Genomic DNA, 22,782 nt, shown 5'->3' with positions numbered 1-22,782 from the left:
GAGGAACGCGGTGTTTCCGTGACTCCGGCGAACTTCGTCCCGCGAGGACCCCGATGTGCCACAGTGAGCCATGCGCGTCGCCATGCTCTTCGGGCAGGACCGGCCCGCGCGGCCGGACGAATGGCACAAGGCCGCGGCGACCGTCGCCGACGTCGTCGACGTGGTGGCCGTCCACGAGTTGACCCTGCCCGCGGTCCGCGGGCTCCCCTACGCCGGCCGCGACCCCGAGCGTCCGCACCACTACCAGGTCGCCGTCCCCCACGGCGGTGCCGTGGCGCGCAGGGTCACCGCCGGGCGCGTCGGGGGCGTACTGCGCCACGAGGCGGCCGAGTGCGGCCGGTTCGACCTCCTCCACGGCCATCTGCCCGGCGCCGAGGAACTGCTGCCCCGGCTCGCACGCGCCGCGAGGCTGCCGTACGTGCTCACCGAGGACGACCCCTCCCTCTTCGGTCACCCCACGCGCCCGCTCCCCGGGCTGCCCGCGCGACGGGCCCGCGCGCGGGTCTACCGCGAGGCCGCCGCCGTGCTCGCGGTCAGCGACGCGCTGCTGCTGCGGCTCGGCGAACTGCGCCTGCCCGGCCGGCACCGCCTGGTCCCGCACCCGGTCGGTCCCGAGTCGCTGCCGCCGGTGCCCGCCCGTGCCCGGATCAGCCAGGACCCGGTGCGGGTGGCGGCAGCCGGGAGCTTCGAGGCCCACGAGGGCTGGGAGGTGCTCGTGCACGCCTTCGCCGCCGCCCGGGTCAAGGATCCGCGGCTGCGGCTGGACGTCGTCGCCGAGGGGGCCGCCGAACTCCCCGCCGACGTACGCGAGCTGATACGCACGTGCGGGGTGGCCCACTTCGTCACGGTGCGCCGGGCGCGGGGCCGCGCCGAGGCGCTGCACACCGTCGCCCACGCCGACCTCTTCCTCGTGGCGAGCCACGTGGAGAGCTTCTGCGTACGCGCGCTGGACGCGCTGGGCTGCGGCACGCCCGTCGTCGGCACCCGCACCGGCGCGTTGCCCGAACTCGTCGGGCACGACGGCGGGGTGCTCGTCGCACCGGGTGACGCCCCCGCCCTCGGCCGGGCGCTCGTGGAGGCCGCCGCCCGGCTGTCCTCGCGCCGGCCCACGCTCCTCGCCGACCGCACCCGGCGCCGCTACGGCACGGCGGCCGTCGGTGCCCGGCTGGCCGTCGTCTACGCCGAGGCGTCGTCGGGCCGCGGCCGCGCATAGGTGCGGCCCTTCCATGCGGCCCCGCGGCCGCGGCCGTGCTGCACGGCCGAGTCGACCGTCATCAGCAGGTAGAGGACCGCCGTGAACGGCAGCAGCAGCGCGGGCCACGGCGGCCGGCGGTAGTAGCGGAGCATCGGCAGGTAGGTACCGCACATCAGGGCCCACGCTCCCGCACCCGCCGCGCACAGCCACCCGTCCCCGGTGAGCGCCCCGCCGATCGTGGCGAGCGGCGGGACCACGTACACCAGGAGCAGGCCGAGCACCGTGCCGGTGAGGAGGAGCGCGCTGTGCCGCAGCTGCGCGTAGGCGCTGCGCGACACCATGCGCCACAGCTCGCTGAGGCCCGGGTAGGGACGGACGCTGTCGACCTCGTCGGCCAGGCCCAGCCAGATCCGCCCGCCCGAGCGCTTGACGGCGCGGGCCAGCGCCACGTCGTCGATCACCGCGTGCCGGATCGCGTCGGGCACGCCCGCCCGCTCCACCGCCGTGCGGCGGATCAGCACGCAACCGCCGGCCGCCGCGGCGGTCCTGGCACGCGGCCGGTTCACCCGGCGGAACGGGTACAGCTGGGCGAAGAAGTAGACGAAGGCCGGGACGATCAGCCGTTCCCATGTGCCGGCGACCCGCAGCCGGGCCATCTGCGACACCATGTCCAGGCCGGCGCCCTGCGCCGCGGCCACCAGGTGGCGCAGCGAGTCGGGGCCGTGCGCGATGTCGGCGTCCGTGAGCAGCAGGAACTCGGGACCGCCGGAAGAGGTGGCGACCTCGATGCCGTGCCGGACCGCCCACAGCTTCCCCGTCCAGCCCTCCGGCACGGGGCCCGGGCTGACGACGTGCAGCGGCAGTCCCTCCGCACGCCCCGCCAGCTCGCGGGCCAGTTCCCCGGTGCCGTCGGTGCTGCCGTCGTCCACCAGGACGACCTCGGCGCGTCCCGGGTAGCGCTGCGCCAGGACGCTCGGCAGGCTCCTCGGCAACACCTCCGCCTCGTCCCGCGCCGGGACGACCACCGTCACGTCCGGCCACTCCCGCGGCTCCTCGGCCACGGCCGGCAGCCGCACGTCCGTCCGCCAGAACAGCCCCTGTGCCAGCAGCAGCCACACCCACGCCAGCAACGACACCACGGTCACCCACGTCAGCCACGTCACCCCCGCAGTCTGCCGCCGTCGCTCTCCTGTACGCGTCATTTCCCCCGGTACGGCCGCGGAGCGGGCCGACAATCGCATCGCGTAAGGTGGTGCCCCGTGAAGATCGCGCTGATGGACTCCGGTATCGGCCTGCTCGCCGCGGCCGCCGCCATCCGACGGCTGCGGCCCGACGCGGACCTCGTGCTCTCCGCCGACCCCGACGGCATGCCCTGGGGCCCGCGTACCCCCGAGGACGTCACCGCGCACGCCCTGGCCTGTGCCCTCGCCGCCGCCGAGCACCGCCCGCAGGCGCTGATCGTGGCCTGCAACACCGCCACCGTGCACGCCCTGCCCGCGCTGCGCGCGGCCCTCGAACCCGCGATCCCGGTCATCGGCACCGTCCCGGCGATCAAGCCTGCCGCCGCAGGGGCCGGCAAGGTGGCGATCTGGGCGACCCCGGCGACCACCGGCAGCCCCTACCAGCGCGGGCTGATCGAGGAATTCGGCAACGGCGCCGAGATCACCGAGGTGCCCTGCCCCGGCCTCGCCGACGCCGTCGACCGCGCCGACGAGGCCGCGACCGCCGCGGCCATCGCCGCCGCTGCCGCGCTCACGCCCGCCGACGTCGAGGCGGTCGTCCTCGGCTGCACCCACTACGAGCTGGTGGCCGACCGCATCCGGGCCGCCCTGGCCGCCCCCGCCCTGCTGTACGGCTCGGCCGACGCCGTCGCCGCCCAGACGCTCCGCCGCATCGGCACCGGGCCCCGCCCCGACGCGGCGCCCACCGGAAGCCTCGCGGTGATCCTCAGCGGCCGGGCGGGCACCGTCACCCCCGAGGCCCTGGCCTACGCGGAGGGCCGCTCCCTCGGCGCCGACGTGGCCCCCGCCGCGGCCGAGGCCCGCTGACCCCGCCCCGCACGGCGTCCGGGGGCGCCGCCACTTTCCGCCGTATCCGCTCCGTACAACGGTGCCAACTCGCCGTGGGATGAGTAGGCTGCGCACTATGACGGACGCGCAGCGTGACGACGCGCGTACATCCCAGGTGTGGACGGGCCACGCGAGCAACCGCTTCCAGTGGCTCCTCGCGGCCGCGGGGGCTGCCTGCATGGCGCTCGGCATCGAGCTCGCCGTGACCTCGCCCTACACCTCGGGCACGGTGCCGCTGGTCATGTCGGTGGTGGGCTGCATCGCGGCGGGGCTGCTGGTGCTGTTCGGAACCGTCGCGTTCACGCACGTCCGCGTGAACGTGGACCGGGACGGGCTCCAGGTGCGCTGCGGCCACATCGGCGTGCCCCGCCGCCGGATCCGGTGGGAGGAGATCAACGACGCGCACCTCGCGCCCGTCGTCAGCCCCCGCCACTGGGGCGGCTGGGGGTACCGATGGCGGCCCGAGCAGGGCACCGCGGTCGTGGTCCGCCGCGGGCCGGGGGTCGTCATCGACCTGGGCAACGGCCGGCACTTCACCGTCACCGTGGACGACGCCGAGGGCGCCGTCCAGGCCATCCGCAGCCGGCTGGGCCTGCGCCCGTAGCCCGGGGGCCACGGGCGCAGACGTGCCGGCCGGCGCGCGCTCACGACCAGCGCGCGCTCACCCGCCCGGTTCCCGCGGCACACGTCAGGAGCACGCCCAGCCCGGTGCGCTCGGCGGAGGCGGCGCCCTCCACCCCGTCCGTGTCCTGCGCGCCGACGAGCAGCACGTGCCACGGCGCGGCCGGCGGGTGCTCGCCCACGGCCTCGACCGTCACCGTGTCACCCGTACGGCCCACGCGGAAGACGGCGGCCGTCGAGCCGTCCGGAGCCGGCACGGTGGCGATCGTGCCGCCGCCGTCGGCCGGGGCGTGCACCCGCAGGGTGACCCCGTCCGCCCAGTCGTACTCCGGGGCCTCCTCGGCGGCGCCGAAGGGCACCACCGAGCCGGGCCTGGCCAGCAGCGGGAGCGTGTCGAAGCCGTGCGTCTCGCGCCGCCAGCCCGGGCCCTCGACGCGCTCGCCGGTCAGCAGGTGCGTCCAGGTGCCGGCCGGGACGTAGTACTCGACCTCGCCGTCCGCGCTCAGGACCGGCGCGACCAGCACGTCGTCGCCGAGCATGTACTGCCGGTCCAGGTGCAGGCAGGCCGGGTCGTCGGGGAACTCCAGCAGCATCGCCCGCATCATCGGCGTGCCCTCGTCACGGGCCTGCAGCGCCGCCCGGTACAGGTACGGCATGAGGCGGTTCTTCAGCCGGGTGAAGTCGCGGGTGACGGCGACCGCCTCGTCACCGAACTCCCACGGCACGCGGTAGGACTTGCTGCCGTGCAGCCGGCTGTGCGAGGACAGCAGGCCGAACTGCACCCAGCGCTTGAACAGCGCCGGGTCGGGCGTCCCCTCGAAGCCGCCGATGTCGTGGCTCCAGAAGCCGAAGCCCGACAGGCCCAGCGACAGTCCGCCGCGCAGGCTGTCGGCCATCGCCGTGAACGTCGACTCGCAGTCGCCGCCCCAGTGCACCGGGAACTGCTGCCCGCCCGCGGTCGCCGAGCGCGCGAAGAGCACCGCCTCGCCCTCGCCGCGCTCCTCGCGCAGCACGTCGAAGACGACCTGGTTGTAGAGCTGCGTGTAGTAGTTGTGCATGCGCTCCGGGTCGGAGCCGTCGTGCCACACCACGTCCAACGGGATGCGCTCGCCGAAGTCGGTCTTGAAGACGTCGACGCCCTGCCGCAGCAGTGGGCGCAGCTTCTCCGCGTACCAGGTGCGGGCGGCGGGGCTGGTGAAGTCGACCAGTGCCATGCCCGGCTGCCACAGGTCCCACTGCCACACGTCGCCGTTCGCCCGCATGACGAGGTGGCCCTCGCGCATGCCCTCCTCGAAGAGTGCCGACTTCTGCGCGATGTACGGGTTGATCCAGGCGGAGACGCGCAGCCCGCGCTCCTTGAGCCGGGCGAGCATGCCCTCGGGGTCGGGGAAGACCTCCGCGTCCCAGGTGAAGTCGCTCCACTGGTACTCGCGCATCCAGAAGCAGTCGAAGTGGAAGACGCTGAGCGGGATCCCGCGGTCCGCCATGCCCTGGACGAAGTGGCTGACGGTCGCCTCGTCGTAGGAGGTGGTGAAGGAGGTCGACAGCCACAGGCCGAACGACCAGGCCGGCGGCAGCGCGGGACGGCCGGTGAGGGCCGTGTAGCGGGCCAGGATCTCCTTCGGGGTGGACCCGTGGACGACGAAGTACTCCAGCGACTGGTCCTCGACGCTGAACTGCACCTGGTCGACGACCTCGGAGCCGACCTCGTACGAGACCTTGCCGGGGTGGTTGACGAAGACGCCGTAGCCGCGGTTGGTGAGGTGGAAGGGGACGTTCTTGTAGGCCTGCTCGCTGATCGTGCCGCCGTCCGCCTGCCAGATGTCCACCGTCTGGCCGTTCTTGACGAACGGGGTGAAGCGCTCGCCGAGGCCGTACACCGTCTCGCCGACGCCGAGCGAGAGCTGGGCGACCATGAAGTGCCGGTCGTCCGCGTCGGTGACGAAGCCCGTGCCGCGGGTGCCGGCCGAGGTGAGCGTGCGGCCGCCCGCGGTGAAGTCCAGGTGCCACGGGGCGGAGGCGTCGACGCGCAGCGTCAGGCCGCCCGAGGTCAGTTCGAGCAGGGAGCCGTCGCGGGAGGTCTTGCCGGCGCCGCCGTCCACCGCGCCCGGCAGGGCGAACTCCGGCCCGCGGCGGGCCTTCCCGGCGTGGTGCGTGGTGCGCACGCCGATCACGCCCTCGGCCGGGGACCAGCACTCCACCCTCAGCAGCGGGCTGTTGAGCGTGTCGCCGCGCTGCCGCACCGGCTTCACCGGGGCGTGCAGGACGATCCGGTCGTCCGCGACGGAGGCGTCCGCGACGGAGGCCGCGTACTTCGCCGTGACGCCCGGGCGCATCATCCAGAAGCCGTCGGTGAACTTCACGACTGCTCCTGCCGTCCCGCCCGGTGGGCGCCGATCAGGTCCCGGTACCAGTCGTAGCTGGCCTTGGGGGTGCGCTCGCCGTTGTCGTAGTCGACGCGTACGATGCCGAACCGCTGGCCGTAGCCGCGGGCCCACTCGAAGTTGTCCAGCAGCGACCAGACGTAGTAGCCGCGCACGTCCATGCCCTCGTCCATCGCGGCGCGCAGCGCGTGCAGGTGGTCGCGGAGGTAGGCCACGCGGTCGGTGTCCTCGACACGGCCGTCGGCGGAGGGGACGTCGGCCTCGGCCGAGCCGTTCTCCGTGATGAAGGCGGGCGGCAGCGAGGGGTAGCGCTCCTTGAGGTCCAGCAGCAGCGCCGTGAAGGACTCCGGGACGACGGGCCAGCCCATGGTGGTGTGCCGGGTGCCGTACGGGTCGGTCTCGCGCACACCGATGTCGACGGCGGTGCGGCGGGCCGGGTCGGGCTCGCGGTGCGGGGCGTCGGTGACGGTGAGGGGGCGGTAGAAGTTGAGGCCCACGAAGTCCAGCGGGGCCCCCATGACCTCGAGGTCGCCCTCGCGGCGGTACGAGCCGTCGGCGAGCGCGCCCCAGGTCTCGGCCTCGCCGGTGGGGTAGCGGCCGGCGAACAGCGGCTCGGTCCACGTCTCGTTGTGCAGCGTCTCGGCCCGGCGCAGCGCGGCCAGGTCGGCGGCGGAGCCGCTCGCGGCCTCGATGCGGTCGAGGTTGAGGGTGATGCCGACCTCGCGGGCACCCGCCTCGCGCAGGGCGCGCACGGCCAGGCCGTGGGCGAGCAGCAGGTGGTGGGCGGCGGCCAGCGCGCCGGTGCCCTCCTGGGCGCCGGGGGCGTGCCGGCCCTCGGCGTAGCCGACGAAGGCCGAGCAGTAGGGCTCGTTGAGGGTGATCCAGCGCTCCACGCGGTCGCCGAGCCGCTCGGCGACGGCCGTCGTGTACTCGGCGAAGGCCTCGGCCGTCGCGCGGTTGCGCCAGCCGCCCTGGTCCTCCAGGGCCTGCGGGAGGTCCCAGTGGTAGAGCGTCACGGCGGGGGAGATGCCGGCGGCGAGCAGGTCGTCGGTGAGGCGGTCGTAGAAGTCCAGGCCCTTGCCGTTGACCGCGCCGCGGCCCTGCGGGACGACGCGCGGCCAGGAGACGGAGAAGCGGTAGGAGTCGACGCCCAGGCCGGCGAGGAGGCGCACGTCCTCGGCGTGCCGGTGGTAGTGGTCGCAGGCCACGTCACCGGTGGCGCCCTCGGCCGTGCGGCCCGGGGTGTGGCTGAAGGTGTCCCAGATCGACGGGCCGCGGCCGTCCTCGTCGTGGGCGCCCTCGATCTGGTAGGCGGCGGTGGCGGCGCCGAAGCGGAAACCGGGCGGGAAGACCGGGAAATCGGTGGACATGGGGGCGTGCTCCCTCGGCAGGGTCAGTGGTGGGCGGGAAGGGACAACGGAGAACGGAGGATCCGGGAGGGGGGCGGGCGGGTGCCGGGGTCAGGCGCCCGCCGCGCGGGGGCCCGGCGGGGCGATCCGCGCGCCCGGCACGAACGCCGGGGGGATCAGCCGGTGCCCGGGCGGCATGACGGACGCTCCCTCGGCGCGGGTGGCGATGGCCTCCACGGCGAGCCGTGTCACCGCTGCGGACATCTCGGTCACGGGCAGTTCGACGCGCGGCAGTTCCAGACCCCCCAGGTCGTCGGGGAGGTTGCCGACCGCCACGACCGCCAGGTCCTCGGGCACCCGCAGGCCCTCCGCCGTCACGGCGGCGAGGATGTGCGGGAGGGCGGCCACGTGCTGCACCACCAGGGCGGTGGGCGGGTGTTCGCCGTGCAGCAGCGTCCCGATGCGCCGCGCGAGCCGCGCCATGTCGCCGGTCGACTGGTGCACGCGCACGTCGGCGCCGGTCCGCGCGGCCGCCCGGCGGGCACCGGCCAGTCCGCGGACGGCGTAGCCGCGTTGCGCCAGGATCTCGCGCTCGGTGGTGGCCAAGTAGGCGATGTCCCGGTGGCCGGCGGCGGCGAGTTCGCCCACGGCGAGGGCGGCGGCCGCCTCCCAGTCCAGGTCGGTCCACGGGAGCGCGGTGTCGTCGGCGGACCGGCCCAGCAGCGCGGTGGGGAAGCCGAGTTCCAGCATGGCGACGATCCGCGGGTCGTCCATCTCGACGGCCATCAGGATCGCGGCGTCCGCCTGGCCGCTGCGCGCGATGCGGCGCAGGCCCGGCACGCCCTCGTGCGCGGTCATGAGCAGGACGTCGTACCCGTGGGCGCGGGCCGCGTCGCTGATCTCGATCGCGAACCGCCCGTCGACCGCCCGGTAGCCGCCCGCCACGCGGGGGAGGGCGAGCGCCAGCACGTTGGTGCGCGTGCTGCGCAGCGTGCGGGCGCTGGCGCGCGGGTGGTAGCCCAGCTCGTCGATCGCCTGCTGCACGGTGCGGCGGGTGTCCTCGGAGATCTTGCGCGAGCCGCTCAAGACGTACGACACGGTGCTGGGCGCGACCCCGGCGCGTTCGGCGACGTCCTTGATGGTGGTCATGCAGCTCCTTCGCGGCCCTGTGCCGGTTTGTCGAATCGATTCGTCGAATCGATTCGACCGCTCTGTGGCACGATGCTATGCCGCCACCCCGGGGAGAGGCAATGGCCCCCTTCGGGGCGGTGGCGGGTGGGTGCCGTGGAGGCCGGCGGCCCGGTCCGCCGCGCCGGTCGGGTGTTGCGGATGCCACGAGCAGGGTAGGGCCGGTGCGGGCGGCCCCGGCGGGCCGACGAGAGGGGGGCTCGTGTGGACGAGGCAACAGCGGTGCTGCTGGGCGCCGCGGTCGGCGCGTTCGGCTCGTTGGCCACTGGTGGCTTCGCCTGGGCGGCGATGCGATGGCAGGTCGTACGGCAGCGGGACCTCGACGACCGGCGGTGGCGGCGGCAGAACCGCCGCGACGCCTATGTGACGTTCATGGCCGCCTGCCGTACCGCGACCCAGGAACTCGCCTCGGCGGTGGACCATCGCGCCGCCCACCCCGACGACCCCGTGGACAACCTGGTTGCCGCCTGGCAGGCACTCGTCCCGATGGACGCCGCACTCGCCGCAGTGCGGCTGGAGGCACCGGACGCGGTCATGGGCGCCGCGGGAGAACTCGCCCACGCCGTCAGCGCACTGTTCGAGGCCGCCTACCCGTTGCGATCCGGCAGTGCCGTCGACGACATCCGTGCGAATGTCCGGCCGGCCATGGACGGCTTCGCAGTGGCCAACCGCCGGTTCGCCGACCTCGCCCGGGCGGATGTCGCAGGGCCTGCGGGGTGAGCGGAGGCGCGCCGGTCCCGCCTGCGAGCGGGTGCGGCGGAGCCGGGGGCTCACGGGCCGGTGGCGTGGTCCGGGGGGCCGCTCAGGGGGCGGGACGTGGCGAGGCCGGCGAGGAGGCCGACACCGGCGGTGACCACGGGGTAGCTCAGGACGTGGTCGACGGCGGACTGCATGGCGAGGCCGGTCAGGGCGGCCGCCGCGGTCAGGACGACCGGGGTCGGGCGCGGGGAGCGCTGCAGGGCCCAGAGCAGCCAGACGTAGGAGGCGGCGAGGAAGGCGACGCCGGGCAGGCCCTGTTCCGCCGCGAGTTGCAGGGGCGCCGACTGCGGTGTGCCCGCGCCGGGCGCCGAGCTTGCCGTTCCGGCGGCCGCCTCGGCGAAGCGGCCCGGGCCGATCCCGCGTACGGGGTGGTCCCGGGCGGTCTCCAGGGCGTCGTGCCACAGCCGGACCCGGGCCGGGGTGAGCTGTCCGGACAGCGAGGCCGAGAGCCCCGGCGGCAGGGCGTCGACGGCGACCGCGCACGTGCCGCCGACGGCCACGACGAGGGCCAGCGCCAGGCCCGCGAGACCGAGCGCCCGGCGCGTACGGGCGGCGCCCAGGGAGCACAGGACGACGCCGAGGCACGCCGCGAACCCCGCGGCGGAGCCCACCGCCAGCGCGAAGCCGGCGGCCGTGGCGCCGAGCAGGCGCAGCCCCACCCGGAGCGGGCGGGACCGCGCGGTCCAGGCGGCGCAGCAGGCGGCGCCGGTCGCGAGCACCATGAGCGCGGCGTCGGCGTTCGCGTAGCCGAGCGGCGGGGCGTCCGGGCCACCGGACAGCCGGCCGGGCAGGGCGACCACCAGCACGACCGCGGTGAGGGCGGCCGCGGCGGGGACGGCCACCGGCCGCAGGGCACCGCCGATGCGTCCGGCGGCGTATCCGGCGGTGACCGCGAGGACGGCCAGGAGCACCCCTTCCGGGCGGGCCGGGCGGCCCGCCGCGGCGACCAGCGACCACACCGCGCAGCCGGCGAGGACCAGCGCGCCCACGGCGTCCGTCCATCCGGAGCGCGGACGTTCCGCCGCGCCGTCCGCGGCACCGCCGGTGCCCGGCCGCACTCCACCGGTTCGCGTGTCCACAGCCCGCACCCCCTGACCCCCGGGGAACCCCCGACCCCGGGGTCACCGTAACCGTTGGGCCCCCGTGGTGTGGAGATCCCGTGCACGAACGGCACATGCCGCGGGCGCGGGCGTGATCGACGGAGGGCCACCGCCGAGGACGTAGGCTCGGGGGCGTGCCGATTCCCGAATTCCTCCGCGAGCTGCGGGCCGTCGTCGGCCACCGGCAGCTGCTCCTGCCCGGTGTCACGGCGGTCGTCCTCGACGACGACGGACGTGTCCTGCTGAACCGGCGGGCTGACAACGGCCGTTGGTCCCTCATCGGCGGCATCGCGGAACCCGGCGAGCAGCCCGCCGAGACCGCCGTCCGCGAGGTGCTGGAGGAGACCGGGGTGCGCGCGGTCGCGGAGCGCGTCGTCCTCGTCCAGACGATCGACCCCGTCCTGTACCCCAACGGGGACCGCTGCCAGTACGTGGACATCACCTTCCGCTGCCGGGCCGTCGGCGGGCGGGCCAGGGTCGCCGACGACGAGTCGCTGGACGTCGGCTGGTTCGACGTGGACGGCCTGCCCGACCTCGGCAACCACGGGCGGCTCCGGCTCAAGCACGCGCTGTCCGACGGCCCGACCTGGTTCGAGCCCGCGGGACCGCCGCAGGGGTGAGCCGCGGAGGTGAGCCGCAGGAGCGAGTGTGCGCCGCCCCCACGGGCGGTCACAGGAGTGTGGGCGGCGCACACATCGGTCGGCGCCCGCGCGCTGCCTAGCCTGCAGTGCATGACGCCCACGCCCCCCGCGCCCCGTCCCGCAGCAGGCCCCCTCCCGCCCTCCGCGGCGCCGGACCTGGACGGACGCACCGCCCTCGTCACCGGAGCCGCGGGCGGCATCGGCCGCGCGTGCGTCCTGCGCCTGGCCGCCGCCGGCGCCAAGGTGCGGGCCGCCGACCGGGACGCCGAAGGCCTGGCCGAACTCGCGGAACAGGCGGCGACGGGCGGCCGCCCCGGCGCCGTGGAGACCGTGACCCTGGACCTGACCGACCTCGACGCCGCCGAGCAGGCCGCCGAGGGCACCGACATCCTGGTCAACAACGCCGGCCTGCAGCTCGTCCGCCCGATCGAGGACTTCCCGCCGGACGTCTTCGCCACGGTGCTGCGGGTGATGCTGGAGGCGCCCTTCCGGCTGATCCGGGGGGCGCTGCCGCACATGTACGGGCAGGGCTGGGGCCGGATCGTGAACATCTCCTCCGTCCACGGACTGCGGGCCTCGGCCTACAAGAGCGCCTACGTCTCGGCCAAGCACGGGCTGGAGGGGCTCTCCAAGACCGCCGCCCTGGAGGGCGCCGCGCGGGGCGTCACCTCCAACTGCATCAGCCCCGCCTACGTGCGCACCCCGCTCGTCGAGCGGCAGATCGCCGACCAGGCGGCCGCGCACGGCATCGAACCCGAGCGGGTCGTCACCGAGATCATGCTCGCCGACTCCGCCGTGAAGCGGCTGGTGGAGCCGGAGGAGGTGGCCGAGCTCACCGCCTACCTCTGCACGCCGCAGGCGTCCTTCATCACCGGTGCCTCGCTCACCATGGACGGCGGATGGACGGCACACTGATCTGCCGGTATCCCTGACAGCGTGCCGCGCGACCCACACGAAGCCCCCGACGACCACGGCGGAACCATGGCTCCCCACAGCCCTTCCGACGCGCCCTTCCTGCGGCTGCTCGCCCGCGGGGCACCGGCCGAGGAGTACGAGCGGCCCGTCCTCGCGGCCAGGGCCGCGGGCGCGCCGCCCGCCGTGCTGGCGGAGATGGAGCAGGCCAAGCTGCTGGCCCTGCGCGTGCGCGCGGAACTGGAGGGCCGGCGGCGGCGCGAGGCCGAGCTGTCGGCGCTCTTCGAGACCGCCGGCGACCTCGCGGGGCTGCGCGACCTGGACTCGGTGCTGCAGGCCATCGTGCAGCGGGCCAGGTCCCTGCTCGGCACGGACGTCGCCTACCTCAGCCTGATCGACCGCAAGGCCGGGGACACCTACATGCGGGTTACCGAGGGGTCGGTCTCCGCCGAGTTCCAGCGGGTGCGGCTCGGGATGGGGGAGGGGCTCGGCGGCCTGGTCGCGCAGACCGCGCTGCCCTACGTCACCGAGTCCTACTTCGACGACGAGCGCTTCCGGCACACCCACCCGATCGACTCGGCCGTGCACGACGAGGGACTGGTGGCGATCCTCGGCGTGCCCCTCGTGCTGGGCACCGGCGTCATCGGTGTGCTGTACGCCGCCGACCGCAGGGCCCGGGTCTTCGAACGCGGCCAGATCGCCCTGTTGGCCTCCCTCGCCTCGCTCGCCGCCGTCGCCATCGACACGGCGAACCTGCTGGACGAGACCCGGTCCGCGCTCGCCGACCTCGGCACCGCCAACGACACCATCCGCGACCACAGCGCCGTGCTGGAACGGGCCTCCGAGGTGCACGACCGGCTCACCGAACTCGTCCTGCGCGGCGGCGGGGTGGACGACGTCGCGGACGCCGTCGCCGAGGTGCTCTCCGGGACGGTGCGGGTCGTCGGCACCGACCGCGACCCCGTGCCCGACGCGCTCGCCGACGCCGTCGCCCGCTCCCGGAAGGACGGCCACGCCGTACGGCAGGGCGAGACCTGGACCGCCGCCGTCACCGCGGGCGGTGAACTGCTGGGCGCCCTGGTGCTGCACGGCCATCCCGGACTCGATCCCGTCGACCAGCGCACGCTGGAACGGGCCGCGATGGTCACCTCCCTGCTGCTGCTCGCCCGGCGCACCGCCGCCGAGGCGGAGCAGCGCTTCCGCGGCGAACTCCTGGACGACCTGCTCGACGCCCCGCACCGCGACCCCGGACTGCTGCGCGAACGCGCGGGCCGGCTGCGCGCCGACCTCGACGCCCCGCACGTCGTGCTCGCCGCCCGTGTCGACGAGGAGCACGCCGGAGCCGCCGCCGACCGGCAGCGGCTGTGGTCGGCCGCCTCCCACCTCGCCGCCACCCGGCGGGGCCTCGCCGCGGCGCGCGACGGCGGCACGGTGTTGCTGCTCCCGCTGGAACCGGGCTCCGACGCCTCCGCCACCGCCCGCCGCGTCGCCCAGCAGCTGGGCACGGCGGTGCAGGCGGCCGTCACCGTTGGGGCCTCCGGCCCCGTCCGTTCGCCGGCCGGCCGGCCCGGTTCCGTCGCCCTGGCCTATGCGGAGGCGCAGCGCTGCGGGGACACGTTGCGCGCCCTCGGCCGGGCCGGGGAGGGCGCCGCGGGCGACGACTTCGGTTTCCTCGGCCTGCTGCTGACCGAGGCGCGCGACGTCGACGGCTTCGTACACCGCACGATCGGCACCGTCGCCGGCTACGACGCCCGCCGCGGCACCGAACTCGTGCGCACCCTGGACGCCTACTTCGCCAGCGGGATGAGCCCCGTACGCACGAAGGACGCCCTCCACGTGCACGTCAACACCGTCGCGCAGCGCCTGGAGCGGATCTCGCACCTGCTCGGCGCCGACTGGCAGTCCCCGGAGCGCGCACTGGAGATCCAGCTCGCGCTGCGCCTGCACGGCCTGGCGGCCGGACGGCAGGAACCGCCCGGCCCCGCAGGTCAGGACTGATCCGGGCCCGCGACCAGCTCCACCTCGAAGCCGTCGGTGTTCTCCAGGTAGGCGGCGTAGTGCCGCTCGCCCCCGGCGTACGGATGCAGCGCGGGGAACATCAGCGTCCAGCCGTGCAGCGGCGAGCGTGCCACCAGCGCGTCCAGCTCCGTGCGGCCCGCGACGTGGAAGGCGAGGTGGTTCAACCCCGGCGCGCGGCGCTCGTGCCGCCCCTCGAAGCGGTCGACCAGGTCCGGCGACCGTTCGACGACGATATAGGTCGCCCCCAGACGCCAACTGCGGCCGGCCTCCCACCGCTGGTGGGGGACGTAGCCGAGCTCGCCCAGCAACCAGCCCCACTCGGCGTCCGCGCGCTCGAGGTCCGGAACCCACAACTCGACATGGTGCAGCACCCCCGTCATCGCTCCTCCGTCACTCACGGTAACGACAGTAGACCCCGCCACTGACAACGGCGGGGTCCACGCATCGGGGGTGGGGGAACGGCGGCCGACCCGGGTCAGCCCGCGTGGGCCGACGGGGCCAGCGGGGCGTCCTGCGCCGCCCCGGCCTCGACGGCGTCGAGGTCGCGGCCGCGGGTCTCCTTGGCCACGCCGACCGCGATCAGCGTGAGCAGGGCGGCTGCGATCACGTACAGCGCGATCGGGACCGAGCTGTCGTAGGACGCGAGCAGCGCCGTGGCGATGAGCGGCGCCGGGGCGCCCGCGGCCACGGAGGCGAACTGGGCACCGATGGAGGCACCGGAGTAGCGCATGCGGGTCGCGAACATCTCCGTGAAGAAGGCCGCCTGCGGCGCGTACATGGCACCGTGCAGCACCAGACCGCCCGTGACGGCCAGCAGCAGGGCCGGGAAGCTCTTCGTGTCGATCAGCGCGAAGAAGGGGAAGGCCCACAGCCCCACGCCCGCGGCGCCCAGCAGGTACACCGGCCTGCGCCCGACGCGGTCCGAGAGCGCGCCCCAGGCCGGGATCACGGCGAAGTGCACCGCGGAGGCGATGAGCACGGCGTTGAGCGCGGTCTGCTTGCCCAGGGCCGCGTGTTCGGTGGCGTAGACCAGCACGAACGCGGTGATGACGTAGTAGCTGATGTTCTCCGCCATGCGGGCACCCATCGCCACCAGGACGTCCCGCCAGTGGTCGCGGAGCACCGAGACCAGCGGCAGCCGCTCCACCGCGGACTCCTCCGTCCGGCGCGCCTCCGCCCTGGCCAGCGCCGCCTTGAACACCGGCGACTCGTCGACCGACAGCCGGATCCACAGCCCCACCATCACGAGCACGCCCGAGAGCAGGAACGGGATGCGCCAGCCCCACGAGGTGAAGGCCTCGTCGGAGAGCAGTGCGGTCAGCGCGGACAGCACACCGGTGGCGAGCAGCTGGCCGGCCGGCGCGCCCGTCTGCGGCCACGACGCCCAGAAGCCGCGTCGCTTCGCGTCGCCGTGCTCCGAGACCAGCAGCACCGCGCCGCCCCACTCCCCGCCGAGGGCGAAGCCCTGCACCAGACGGAGCACGGTGAGCAGCACCGGAGCGGCGACGCCGATCGTGGCGAAGGTGGGCAGCAGGCCGATGCAGAAGGTCGCGCCGCCCATGAGCAGCAGGCTCAGCACGAGCAGCCGCTTGCGGCCGAGACGGTCCCCGTAGTGGCCGAAGACCAGGGCGCCGACGGGGCGGGCGGCGAAGCCGACCGCGTAGGTGAGGAACGACAGCAGGGTGCCGACCAGGGGTTCCTCGCCGGGGAAGAACAGCTTGTTGAACACGAGCGCGGCGGCGGAACCGTAGAGGAAGAAGTCGTACCACTCGATGGTGGTGCCGATGAGGCTCGCCGCGACGATTCTGCGGAGCGAGCCGGGTGCGGTGGGCGCGGGTGCCGGGGTTGCCATGGTCACCACTTCCGGGCGGGGGACGGGGGACGTTTCCGATGTCGCCACACCGTAGGAACGGCCACGTCACGCTCCCATGTGGTGGAACACCACAGTTGCCCCGCCGGGTATCCGGGCGGGCACCATGAGCGCCCGCCCGGGGTCGCCCGGCGCGCCCCGGCCCGGCGCCGGGGGTGGCGCCTGCCCCCGGGAGGGTCCATTCGAGTGATGCGCGCTCACGAGATATCTTGATGTCGAGCAATGTTGCAGACGTGGAGCGGAGCACCCGGTGACTGACTCGACCATCATCTATACGCACACCGACGAGGCGCCGGCGCTGGCGACGTACTCGTTCCTGCCCGTGATCCAGGCCTACGCCTCCACGGCCGGAGTCGCCGTGGAGACCCGTGACATCTCCCTGGCCGGGCGCATCATCGCGAGCTTCCCCGAGTACCTGGAGGAGGGCCAGCGCATCGCCGACGCCCTCGCCGAGCTCGGCGAGCTCGCCAAGACCCCGGCCGCCAACATCATCAAGCTGCCGAACGTCTCGGCCTCGATCCCGCAGCTGAAGGCCGCGATCGCGGAGCTGCAGGAGCAGGGCTACGCGCTGCCCGACTACCCGGACGACCCCAAGTCCGACGAGGACGAGGACGTCCGCGCCCGCTACGACAAGATCAAGGGCAGCGCCGTCAACCCCGTCCTGCGCGAGGGCAACTCCGACCGCCGCGCCCCCGCCTCGGTGAAGAACTACGCCAAGGCGCACCCGCACCGCATGGGCGCCTGGTCGGCCGACTCGAAGACGAACGTCGCGCACATGACGGCCGACGACTTCCGTTCCACCGAGAAGTCCGCCGTCATCGCCGAGGACGGCGCCCTGCGCATCGAGCTGGTCGGTGACGACGGCACCACCACCGTGCTGCGCGAGTCCGTGCCGGTGCTCGCGGGCGAGGTCGTGGACGCCTCCGTCATGCGCGTGGCCGTGCTGCGCGAGTTCCTCGGCGAGCAGGTCGCGCGTGCCAAGGCCGAGGACGTCCTGTTCTCGGTGCACCTGAAGGCCACGATGATGAAGGTCTCCGACCCGATCGTCTTCGGCCACGTCGTCCGCGCCTTCTTCCCCAAGACCTTCGCCCAGTACGGCGAGGCCTTCGCGGCGGCCGGCCTCACCCCGAACGACGGCCTCGGCGGCATCCTCAAGGGCGTCGAGTCCCTGGCCGACGGCGCGGCGATCAAGGCCTCCTTCGAGGCCGAGCTGGCCGAGGGCCCGGCCCTGGCCATGGTCGACTCCGACCGCGGCATCACCAACCTCCACGTCCCGAGCGACGTCATCGTCGACGCCTCCATGCCGGCCATGATCCGCACCTCCGGCCACATGTGGGGCCCGGACGGCCAGGAGGCCGACACCCTCGCGGTGCTCCCGGACAGCAGCTACGCCGGCATCTACCAGGCCGTCATCGACGACTGCCGCGCGCACGGCGCCTTCGACCCTTCGACGATGGGCTCGGTGCCCAACGTCGGCCTCATGGCGCAGAAGGCCGAGGAGTACGGCAGCCACGACAAGACCTTCGAGGTCCAGCACACCGGTACGGTGCGCCTGGTCGACCAGACCGGCGACGTCGTGCTGGAGCAGGCCGTCTCCGCGGGCGACATCTTCCGCGCCTGCCAGACCAAGGACGCCCCGATCAGGGACTGGGTCAAGCTCGCCGTCACCCGCGCCCGGGCGACCGGCGACCCGGCGGTCTTCTGGCTGGACGCGGAGCGCGCGCACGACGCGAACCTGATCGCCAAGGTCGAGCAGTACCTGCCGGAGCACGACACCGAGGGCCTGCAGATCGAGATCAAGTCGCCGGTCGAGGCGACGAAGTTCTCCCTGGAGCGCATCCGCCGCGGCGAGAACACGATCTCCGTCACCGGCAACGTGCTGCGTGACTACCTGACCGACCTCTTCCCGATCCTGGAGCTGGGCACCAGCGCCAAGATGCTGTCGGTCGTGCCCCTGATGAACGGCGGCGGCCTCTTCGAGACCGGCGCCGGCGGCTCCGCGCCCAAGCACGTCCAGCAGCTGGTCAAGGAGAACTACCTGCGCTGGGACAGCCTCGGCGAGTTCCTGGCCCTCGCGGTGAGCTTCGAGCACCTGGCGACCACCACGGGCAACGCCCGCGCCCAGGTGCTGGCCGACACCCTCGACCGCGCCACGGGCACCTTCCTCAACGAGGACAAGTCGCCCAGCCGCCGGCTCGGCGGCATCGACAACCGCGGCAGCCACTTCTACCTGGCCATGTACTGGGCCCAGGAGCTGGCCGGGCAGACGGACGACGCGGAGCTGGCCAAGGCCTTCGGCGCGCTCGCCCAGACGCTGACCGAGAAGGAGCAGACGATCGTCGACGAGCTGATCGCCGTGCAGGGCTCCCCGGCGGAGATCGGCGGCTACTACCAGCCCGACCCGGCCAAGGCCGCGGCCGTCATGCGCCCGTCCGCGACCTTCAACGAGGCGCTGGCGACGCTCGCCTGACGCGAGCCGCGAGACGACGACACCCGCGGTACGACGCGAACCGCCCCGGCTGGTGATCCAGCCGGGGCGGTCCCGTGTCCGGGGCGGGGCGTGCCCTATGCGACTACGCGAAGACGCCGTCCAGCCACGCCTGCCAGCGCTCGCCGGCCCGCTCGCCGTCCGCGCCGGGGGCGAAGTCGTGCACGCTGACGCCGACCGGGGCGCCCCAGTGGTTGCGGCCGAAGACGCGGTACATCGCGTCGCCGGTCCGCAGGCCGACGAAGTACCGGTCGCGGTAGTCGACCACGGCCTCCACCGGCCCGGCGCCGGGCAGTTCGACCCGCACCCCGGCGCCTTCGGCGGCGTCGTCCGGCACCCCGAGGGCCCGGGTGACGACGCCGAGGGCGTCCGGCGCGGTGGACGCGGCGGGCCCGTTGACGGTGGCGAAGGCGGCCGGCCGTCCGGTGAAGTGGGTCAGGTACTGGCGCAGGGTGTGCAGGTAGAAGTCGGTGTGCTTGCTCGCGCCGTCGTACTGGTTGTCCCAGTCGTCCACGAAGACGCCGCTGTGGACGTAGCGCACCCATGCACCGCCGCCCTCGCGCTCCTCGATGACGTGCTCGAGCTGGTTGAAGGTCTGGCGCGCGGCTTCGAGGTCCTCCGCGCGGGCGATCAGGTGGTGCGGCGGGTCCCAGGCGGTGATGGTGCCGCCGAAGGACGCGGCGCCGCCCTTGCGCGGCTCGAACTCCTGGGGCCAGAGCCAGCCGGCCGAGCCGGTGGTGACGGCCTCCCAGACCTCCTCCGGACCGGCCTCGGTCGCGAACTCGCGGACGATCTCGAATTCCTTGGACATGATGCTGCTCGCTCCTCGTGGGACGGGCTCGGGCGCCCGGACGGCGTGGTGGGTGGTGGGCGGTGGGGCGGGGCGGTGCCCGGCGGTGCCGTGCCGGACGTGACGGTTCACGGGCCGCACCGGGCGGTCGTGCTCAGGGCAGCTCGGCCCGGGGCGGCTCCGCTCCGGGGGACGCCTCGACGGCTGCCGGTGCGGTCTCCCCGGGCGCGGGCGCGGGGGCTGGTTCCTTGACGGTGGGGTGGAGGGCCACCACGATGCGGTGGTCGCGGCCGCCCTCGCCGTCCCCGGAGTGGTACTTGGCGATCAGCGCGCTCACCCCGCGGGTCAGCTCCTCCACGAACGCGGCCCGGTCGGCGGCGGAGGCGAAGCGCACCTCCCCGTCGAGGGCGTACGTCGCGAGCCGCTTGCGGGCCCGGGCCGCGCCGGTGATCAGGGTGCCGACGTCGCGGACGAGCCGGGCGGCGACGGCCAGCAGCCAGCGCGCGGACAACTGGTCGCGGAAGCGCCCGGGGTCCGGCTGGACGGCGGCCAGCGCGAGCGGGGAGATCACGTACGAAGCGGCGGTGGCCCGCATCAGCCGCTCGGTGACGTTGCCCTTGCGGCGCTCGCCGGCCAGTTCGACCAGGCCGTGCGCCTCCAGTGTCCGCAGGTGGTAGTTCACCTTCTGCCGGGGCAGCCCGACCCGGGCGGCGAGCATGGCCGCCGACGCGGGCCCCTCCGCCAGCTCGGCGAGGAGCCGGGCCCGGACAGGGTCCAGGGTGGCGGCGGCCGCCGCCGAGTCCTCGATGACGCTCACGTCCAACATGGCTCCACCCTCTCACCGACAAATTATTTTGTCCAGCCCAAATTTCTTGTCGGTGGACCCCGGACACCGGACGGCAACGCCCGCGCCGGGGACGGAACACCGATTTCACCTGCCGCGCGAACGCCCCTGACACACCGGTGGGCGGTGTCCGCGCAGATGACGCGACGGAACGCCCTGGGCCCCATCGCGTTACAGCGTGGTACTGCACCCCGTACCGCGCGGCTCCTAGGGTCAGCGGTCAAGCGGCCCGGAGTTCGCCTCCGCGGCCCGCCCATTGCCGCGACGTCGGAGGGAAGACCGATGAGTCGAGTAGTGCGCGCCGCGCTCGTCCAGACGAAGTGGACCGGCGACAAGGAGTCGATGACCGACCTGCACGAGCGGTACGCCCGGGAGGCCGCCGCCCAGGGGGCGCAGGTGATCGGCTTCCAGGAGGTGTTCAACGCCCCGTACTTCTGCCAGGTGCAGGAGCCCGAGCACTACCGGTGGGCGGAGCCGGTGCCGGACGGCCCGACGATCGTGCGGATGCAGGCGCTCGCCAAGGAACTCCGCATGGTGATGGTCGTCCCGGTCTACGAGGTCGAGCAGGCGGGCTTCTACTACAACACCGCCGCCGTGATCGACGCCGACGGCAGCTACCTGGGCAAGTACCGCAAGCACCACATCCCGCAGGTCAAGGGCTTCTGGGAGAAGTACTACTTCAAGCCCGGCAACCTGGGCTGGCCGGTCTTCGACACGGCCGTCGGCAAGGTCGGCGTCTACATCTGCTACGACCGCCACTTCCCCGAGGGCTGGCGGGCGCTCGGCCTCGCCGGCGCCGAACTGGTCTACAACCCCTCCGCCACCTCGCGCGGGCTGTCCGCCTACCTGTGGCAGCTGGAGCAGCCGGCGGCGGCCGTCGCCAACGAGTACTTCGTCGCCGCGATCAACCGGGTCGGCCAGGAGGAGTACGGCGACAACGACTTCTACGGCACGTCCTACTTCGTCGACCCGCGCGGCCAGTTCGTGGGCGACGTCGCCTCCGACAAGGAGGAGGAACTGCTCGTGCGCGACCTGGACTTCGGGAGGATCGAGGAGGTCCGCCGGCAGTGGGCCTTCTACCGCGACCGCCGCCCCGACGCCTACGGCCCGCTGACCGAGGCCTGAGGAGAGGGAGGGAACCCGTGAGCCGAACCCTGATCCGCGGCGGCCTCGTCATCACCGCCGCCGAGGAGGTCCACGCCGACGTCCTCGTCGAGGACGAGAAGGTCGTCGCCCTCGCCGTCGCCGGCAGCACGGTCGCCGAGGGCTGGACGGCCGACACCGTGATCGACGCCACCGGGAAGTACGTCATTCCGGGCGGTGTCGACGCGCACACCCACATGGAGCTGCCTTTCGGTGGCACCTTCGCCTCGGACACCTTCGAGACCGGTACGCGGGCCGCCGCCTGGGGCGGGACGACGACGATCGTGGACTTCGCGGTGCAGTCGGTGGGCGAGTCGCTGCGGGCCGGTCTGGACACCTGGCACGCCAAGGCGGAGGGCAACTGCGCCGTCGACTACGCGTTCCACATGATCGTGTCGGACGTGAACGAGCACAGCCTCAAGGAGATGGACCTCCTGGTCGACGAAGGAGTCACCTCCTTCAAGTTGTTCATGGCGTATCCCGGTGTGTTCTACAGCGACGACGGCAGGATCCTGCGGGCGATGCAGCGGGGTGCCGGCAACGGTGGCCTGGTGATGATGCACGCGGAGAACGGGATCGCCATCGACGTGCTGGTCGAGCAGGCGCTCGCGGCGGGAAAGACCGATCCCCGCTACCACGGTGAGGTGCGGCGGGAGTTGCTGGAGGCCGAGGCGACCCACCGCGCGATCCGGCTGGCCGAGGTGGCCGGTGCGCCGCTCTACGTCGTGCACGTCTCCGCCGAGCAGGCCGTCGCGGAGCTGGCGACGGCGCGCGACCGCGGCCTCAACGTCTTCGGTGAGACGTGCCCGCAGTACTTGTTCCTGTCGACGGACAACCTGGCGGAGCCGGACTTCGAGGGTGCGAAGTACGTGTGTTCGACGCCGTTGCGTCCGAAGGAGCATCAGGCGGTGTTGTGGAGGGGGTTGCGGACGAACGATCTGCAGGTGGTGTCGACGGATCACTGCCCGTTCTGCTTCGTGGGGCAGAAGGAGCTGGGGCGGGGTGACTTCTCGAAGATCCCCAATGGTCTGCCGGGGGTGGAGAACCGGATGGACCTGTTGCACCAGGCGGTGGTGGACGGGCACATCAGCCGTCGCCGGTGGATCGAGATCGCGTGTGCGACACCGGCGCGGATGTTCGGTCTGTACCCGCGCAAGGGGACGATCGCGCCGGGTGCGGACGCCGACATCGTGGTCTACGACCCGGACGCGGAGCAGGTCATCTCCGCGGCCACCCACCACATGAACGTCGACTACTCGGCCTACGAGGGCAAGCGGGTGCGCGGCAGGGCCCGCACCGTGATCTCCCGCGGCACCGTCGTCGTCGACCAGGACCGCTACCTGGGCCGGGCCGGCCACGGCCGCTACCAGACCCGTGAGACCTGCCAGTACCTCGTCTAGCCACCCCGTC

19 protein-coding genes are annotated in these 22,782 nt (G+C 73.8%); 10 read left to right on the top strand and 9 right to left on the bottom strand.

All coding sequences use genetic code 11. The features are described from left to right. The first annotated feature begins 70 nt into the window (after positions 1-70). Entirely contained in the window at positions 71-1,213 is a 1,143-nt protein-coding gene (locus ABZ479_RS21280; protein WP_500463048.1) for a glycosyltransferase family 4 protein, read from the top strand. Here the strand turns inward: ABZ479_RS21280 and ABZ479_RS21275 are convergent. Next, entirely contained in the window at positions 1,177-2,397 is a 1,221-nt protein-coding gene (locus tag ABZ479_RS21275) for a glycosyltransferase (RefSeq protein WP_500463047.1), read from the bottom strand. The genes ABZ479_RS21280 and ABZ479_RS21275 overlap by 37 nt on opposite strands. 57 nt (positions 2,398-2,454) lie before the next feature. Between ABZ479_RS21275 and ABZ479_RS21270 the strand changes: the two genes are divergently transcribed. After that, the gene (locus ABZ479_RS21270) at positions 2,455-3,243 is read left to right on the top strand and encodes a glutamate racemase (RefSeq protein ID WP_500463046.1); all 789 of its coding nucleotides are present in this window, start codon (positions 2,455-2,457) and stop codon (positions 3,241-3,243) included. Between the two features lie 97 nt (positions 3,244-3,340). After that, a complete protein-coding gene (locus ABZ479_RS21265; RefSeq protein WP_499607535.1) occupies positions 3,341-3,868 on the top strand; it encodes a hypothetical protein in 528 nt (175 codons plus the stop codon). A gap of 40 nt (positions 3,869-3,908) precedes the next feature. Here ABZ479_RS21265 and yicI read toward each other — a convergent pair whose 3' ends face one another. From yicI to ABZ479_RS21250, 3 genes are all read right to left on the bottom strand, one after another. Further along, positions 3,909-6,248, bottom strand: coding sequence for an alpha-xylosidase (gene yicI / locus ABZ479_RS21260; protein ID WP_500463045.1), 2,340 nt, complete (start codon positions 6,246-6,248; stop codon positions 3,909-3,911). After that, a complete protein-coding gene (locus ABZ479_RS21255) occupies positions 6,245-7,639 on the bottom strand; it encodes a GH1 family beta-glucosidase (protein WP_500463044.1) in 1,395 nt (464 codons plus the stop codon). Before ABZ479_RS21255 ends, yicI begins: the two co-directional genes overlap by 4 nt. A gap of 90 nt (positions 7,640-7,729) precedes the next feature. After that, positions 7,730-8,767 (bottom strand): LacI family DNA-binding transcriptional regulator, encoded by a 1,038-nt coding sequence (locus ABZ479_RS21250; RefSeq protein WP_500463043.1) that lies wholly within the window; start codon positions 8,765-8,767, stop codon positions 7,730-7,732. A 243-nt stretch (positions 8,768-9,010) separates the two neighbouring features. On the opposite strand from ABZ479_RS21250, the gene ABZ479_RS21245 reads away from it, so the two are divergent. Then, positions 9,011-9,526: a hypothetical protein gene (locus ABZ479_RS21245; protein ID WP_500463042.1), complete on the top strand. Its 516-nt coding sequence runs from the start codon at positions 9,011-9,013 to the stop codon at positions 9,524-9,526. Positions 9,527-9,576: 50 nt separating this feature from the next. Here ABZ479_RS21245 and ABZ479_RS21240 read toward each other — a convergent pair whose 3' ends face one another. Beyond that, positions 9,577-10,644 (bottom strand): O-antigen ligase family protein, encoded by a 1,068-nt coding sequence (locus ABZ479_RS21240; RefSeq protein WP_500463041.1) that lies wholly within the window; start codon positions 10,642-10,644, stop codon positions 9,577-9,579. 155 nt (positions 10,645-10,799) lie between these two features. Between ABZ479_RS21240 and ABZ479_RS21235 the strand changes: the two genes are divergently transcribed. The 3 genes from ABZ479_RS21235 to ABZ479_RS21225 all read left to right on the top strand — a co-directional run bounded on the left by ABZ479_RS21235 (position 10,800) and on the right by ABZ479_RS21225 (position 14,216). After that, the gene (locus ABZ479_RS21235; protein ID WP_500463040.1) at positions 10,800-11,285 is read left to right on the top strand and encodes an NUDIX hydrolase; all 486 of its coding nucleotides are present in this window, start codon (positions 10,800-10,802) and stop codon (positions 11,283-11,285) included. A 111-nt stretch (positions 11,286-11,396) separates the two neighbouring features. After that, complete coding sequence (locus tag ABZ479_RS21230; protein ID WP_499607518.1) at positions 11,397-12,221, top strand: 3-hydroxybutyrate dehydrogenase; 825 nt, start codon at positions 11,397-11,399, stop codon at positions 12,219-12,221. Between the two features lie 66 nt (positions 12,222-12,287). Beyond that, positions 12,288-14,216, top strand: a complete 1,929-nt coding sequence (locus tag ABZ479_RS21225; protein WP_500463039.1) for a helix-turn-helix domain-containing protein — start codon at positions 12,288-12,290, stop codon at positions 14,214-14,216. On the opposite strand, the gene ABZ479_RS21220 is transcribed toward ABZ479_RS21225, so the two are convergent. Further along, positions 14,207-14,617 (bottom strand): VOC family protein, encoded by a 411-nt coding sequence (locus ABZ479_RS21220; protein WP_500463079.1) that lies wholly within the window; start codon positions 14,615-14,617, stop codon positions 14,207-14,209. The genes ABZ479_RS21225 and ABZ479_RS21220 overlap by 10 nt on opposite strands. 95 nt (positions 14,618-14,712) lie before the next feature. Next, on the bottom strand, positions 14,713-16,089 hold the full coding sequence (locus tag ABZ479_RS21215) for an MFS transporter (RefSeq protein ID WP_500463038.1): 1,377 nt from the start codon (positions 16,087-16,089) through the stop codon (positions 14,713-14,715). A gap of 268 nt (positions 16,090-16,357) precedes the next feature. On the opposite strand from ABZ479_RS21215, the gene ABZ479_RS21210 reads away from it, so the two are divergent. Continuing rightward, positions 16,358-18,577: an NADP-dependent isocitrate dehydrogenase gene (locus ABZ479_RS21210; RefSeq protein WP_500463037.1), complete on the top strand. Its 2,220-nt coding sequence runs from the start codon at positions 16,358-16,360 to the stop codon at positions 18,575-18,577. Between the two features lie 103 nt (positions 18,578-18,680). On the opposite strand, the gene ABZ479_RS21205 is transcribed toward ABZ479_RS21210, so the two are convergent. Continuing rightward, a complete protein-coding gene (locus tag ABZ479_RS21205) occupies positions 18,681-19,406 on the bottom strand; it encodes an SRPBCC family protein (RefSeq protein WP_499607504.1) in 726 nt (241 codons plus the stop codon). Positions 19,407-19,539: 133 nt separating this feature from the next. Next, positions 19,540-20,211, bottom strand: a complete 672-nt coding sequence (locus ABZ479_RS21200) for an ArsR/SmtB family transcription factor (protein WP_500463035.1) — start codon at positions 20,209-20,211, stop codon at positions 19,540-19,542. 300 nt (positions 20,212-20,511) lie between these two features. Here ABZ479_RS21200 and ABZ479_RS21195 point away from each other — a divergent pair, with 300 nt between their 5' ends. Together ABZ479_RS21195 and hydA are read left to right on the top strand one after the other, a co-directional pair. After that, positions 20,512-21,354: a nitrilase-related carbon-nitrogen hydrolase gene (locus tag ABZ479_RS21195; protein WP_500463034.1), complete on the top strand. Its 843-nt coding sequence runs from the start codon at positions 20,512-20,514 to the stop codon at positions 21,352-21,354. Positions 21,355-21,371: 17 nt separating this feature from the next. Beyond that, positions 21,372-22,772 carry a dihydropyrimidinase gene (gene hydA / locus ABZ479_RS21190; RefSeq protein WP_500463033.1) on the top strand — a complete coding sequence of 467 codons (1,401 nt, stop codon included), beginning with the start codon at positions 21,372-21,374 and terminating at the stop codon, positions 22,770-22,772. The last annotated feature ends 10 nt before the right edge of the window (positions 22,773-22,782 follow it).

The sequence above is a fragment of the Streptomyces sp. NPDC005722 genome, assembly GCF_040630935.1.
GTDB lineage: Bacteria > Actinomycetota > Actinomycetes > Streptomycetales > Streptomycetaceae > Actinacidiphila.
The sequence above is the reverse complement of the archived record's forward strand: the minus strand, read 5'-3'. Positions and strand labels throughout refer to the sequence as shown.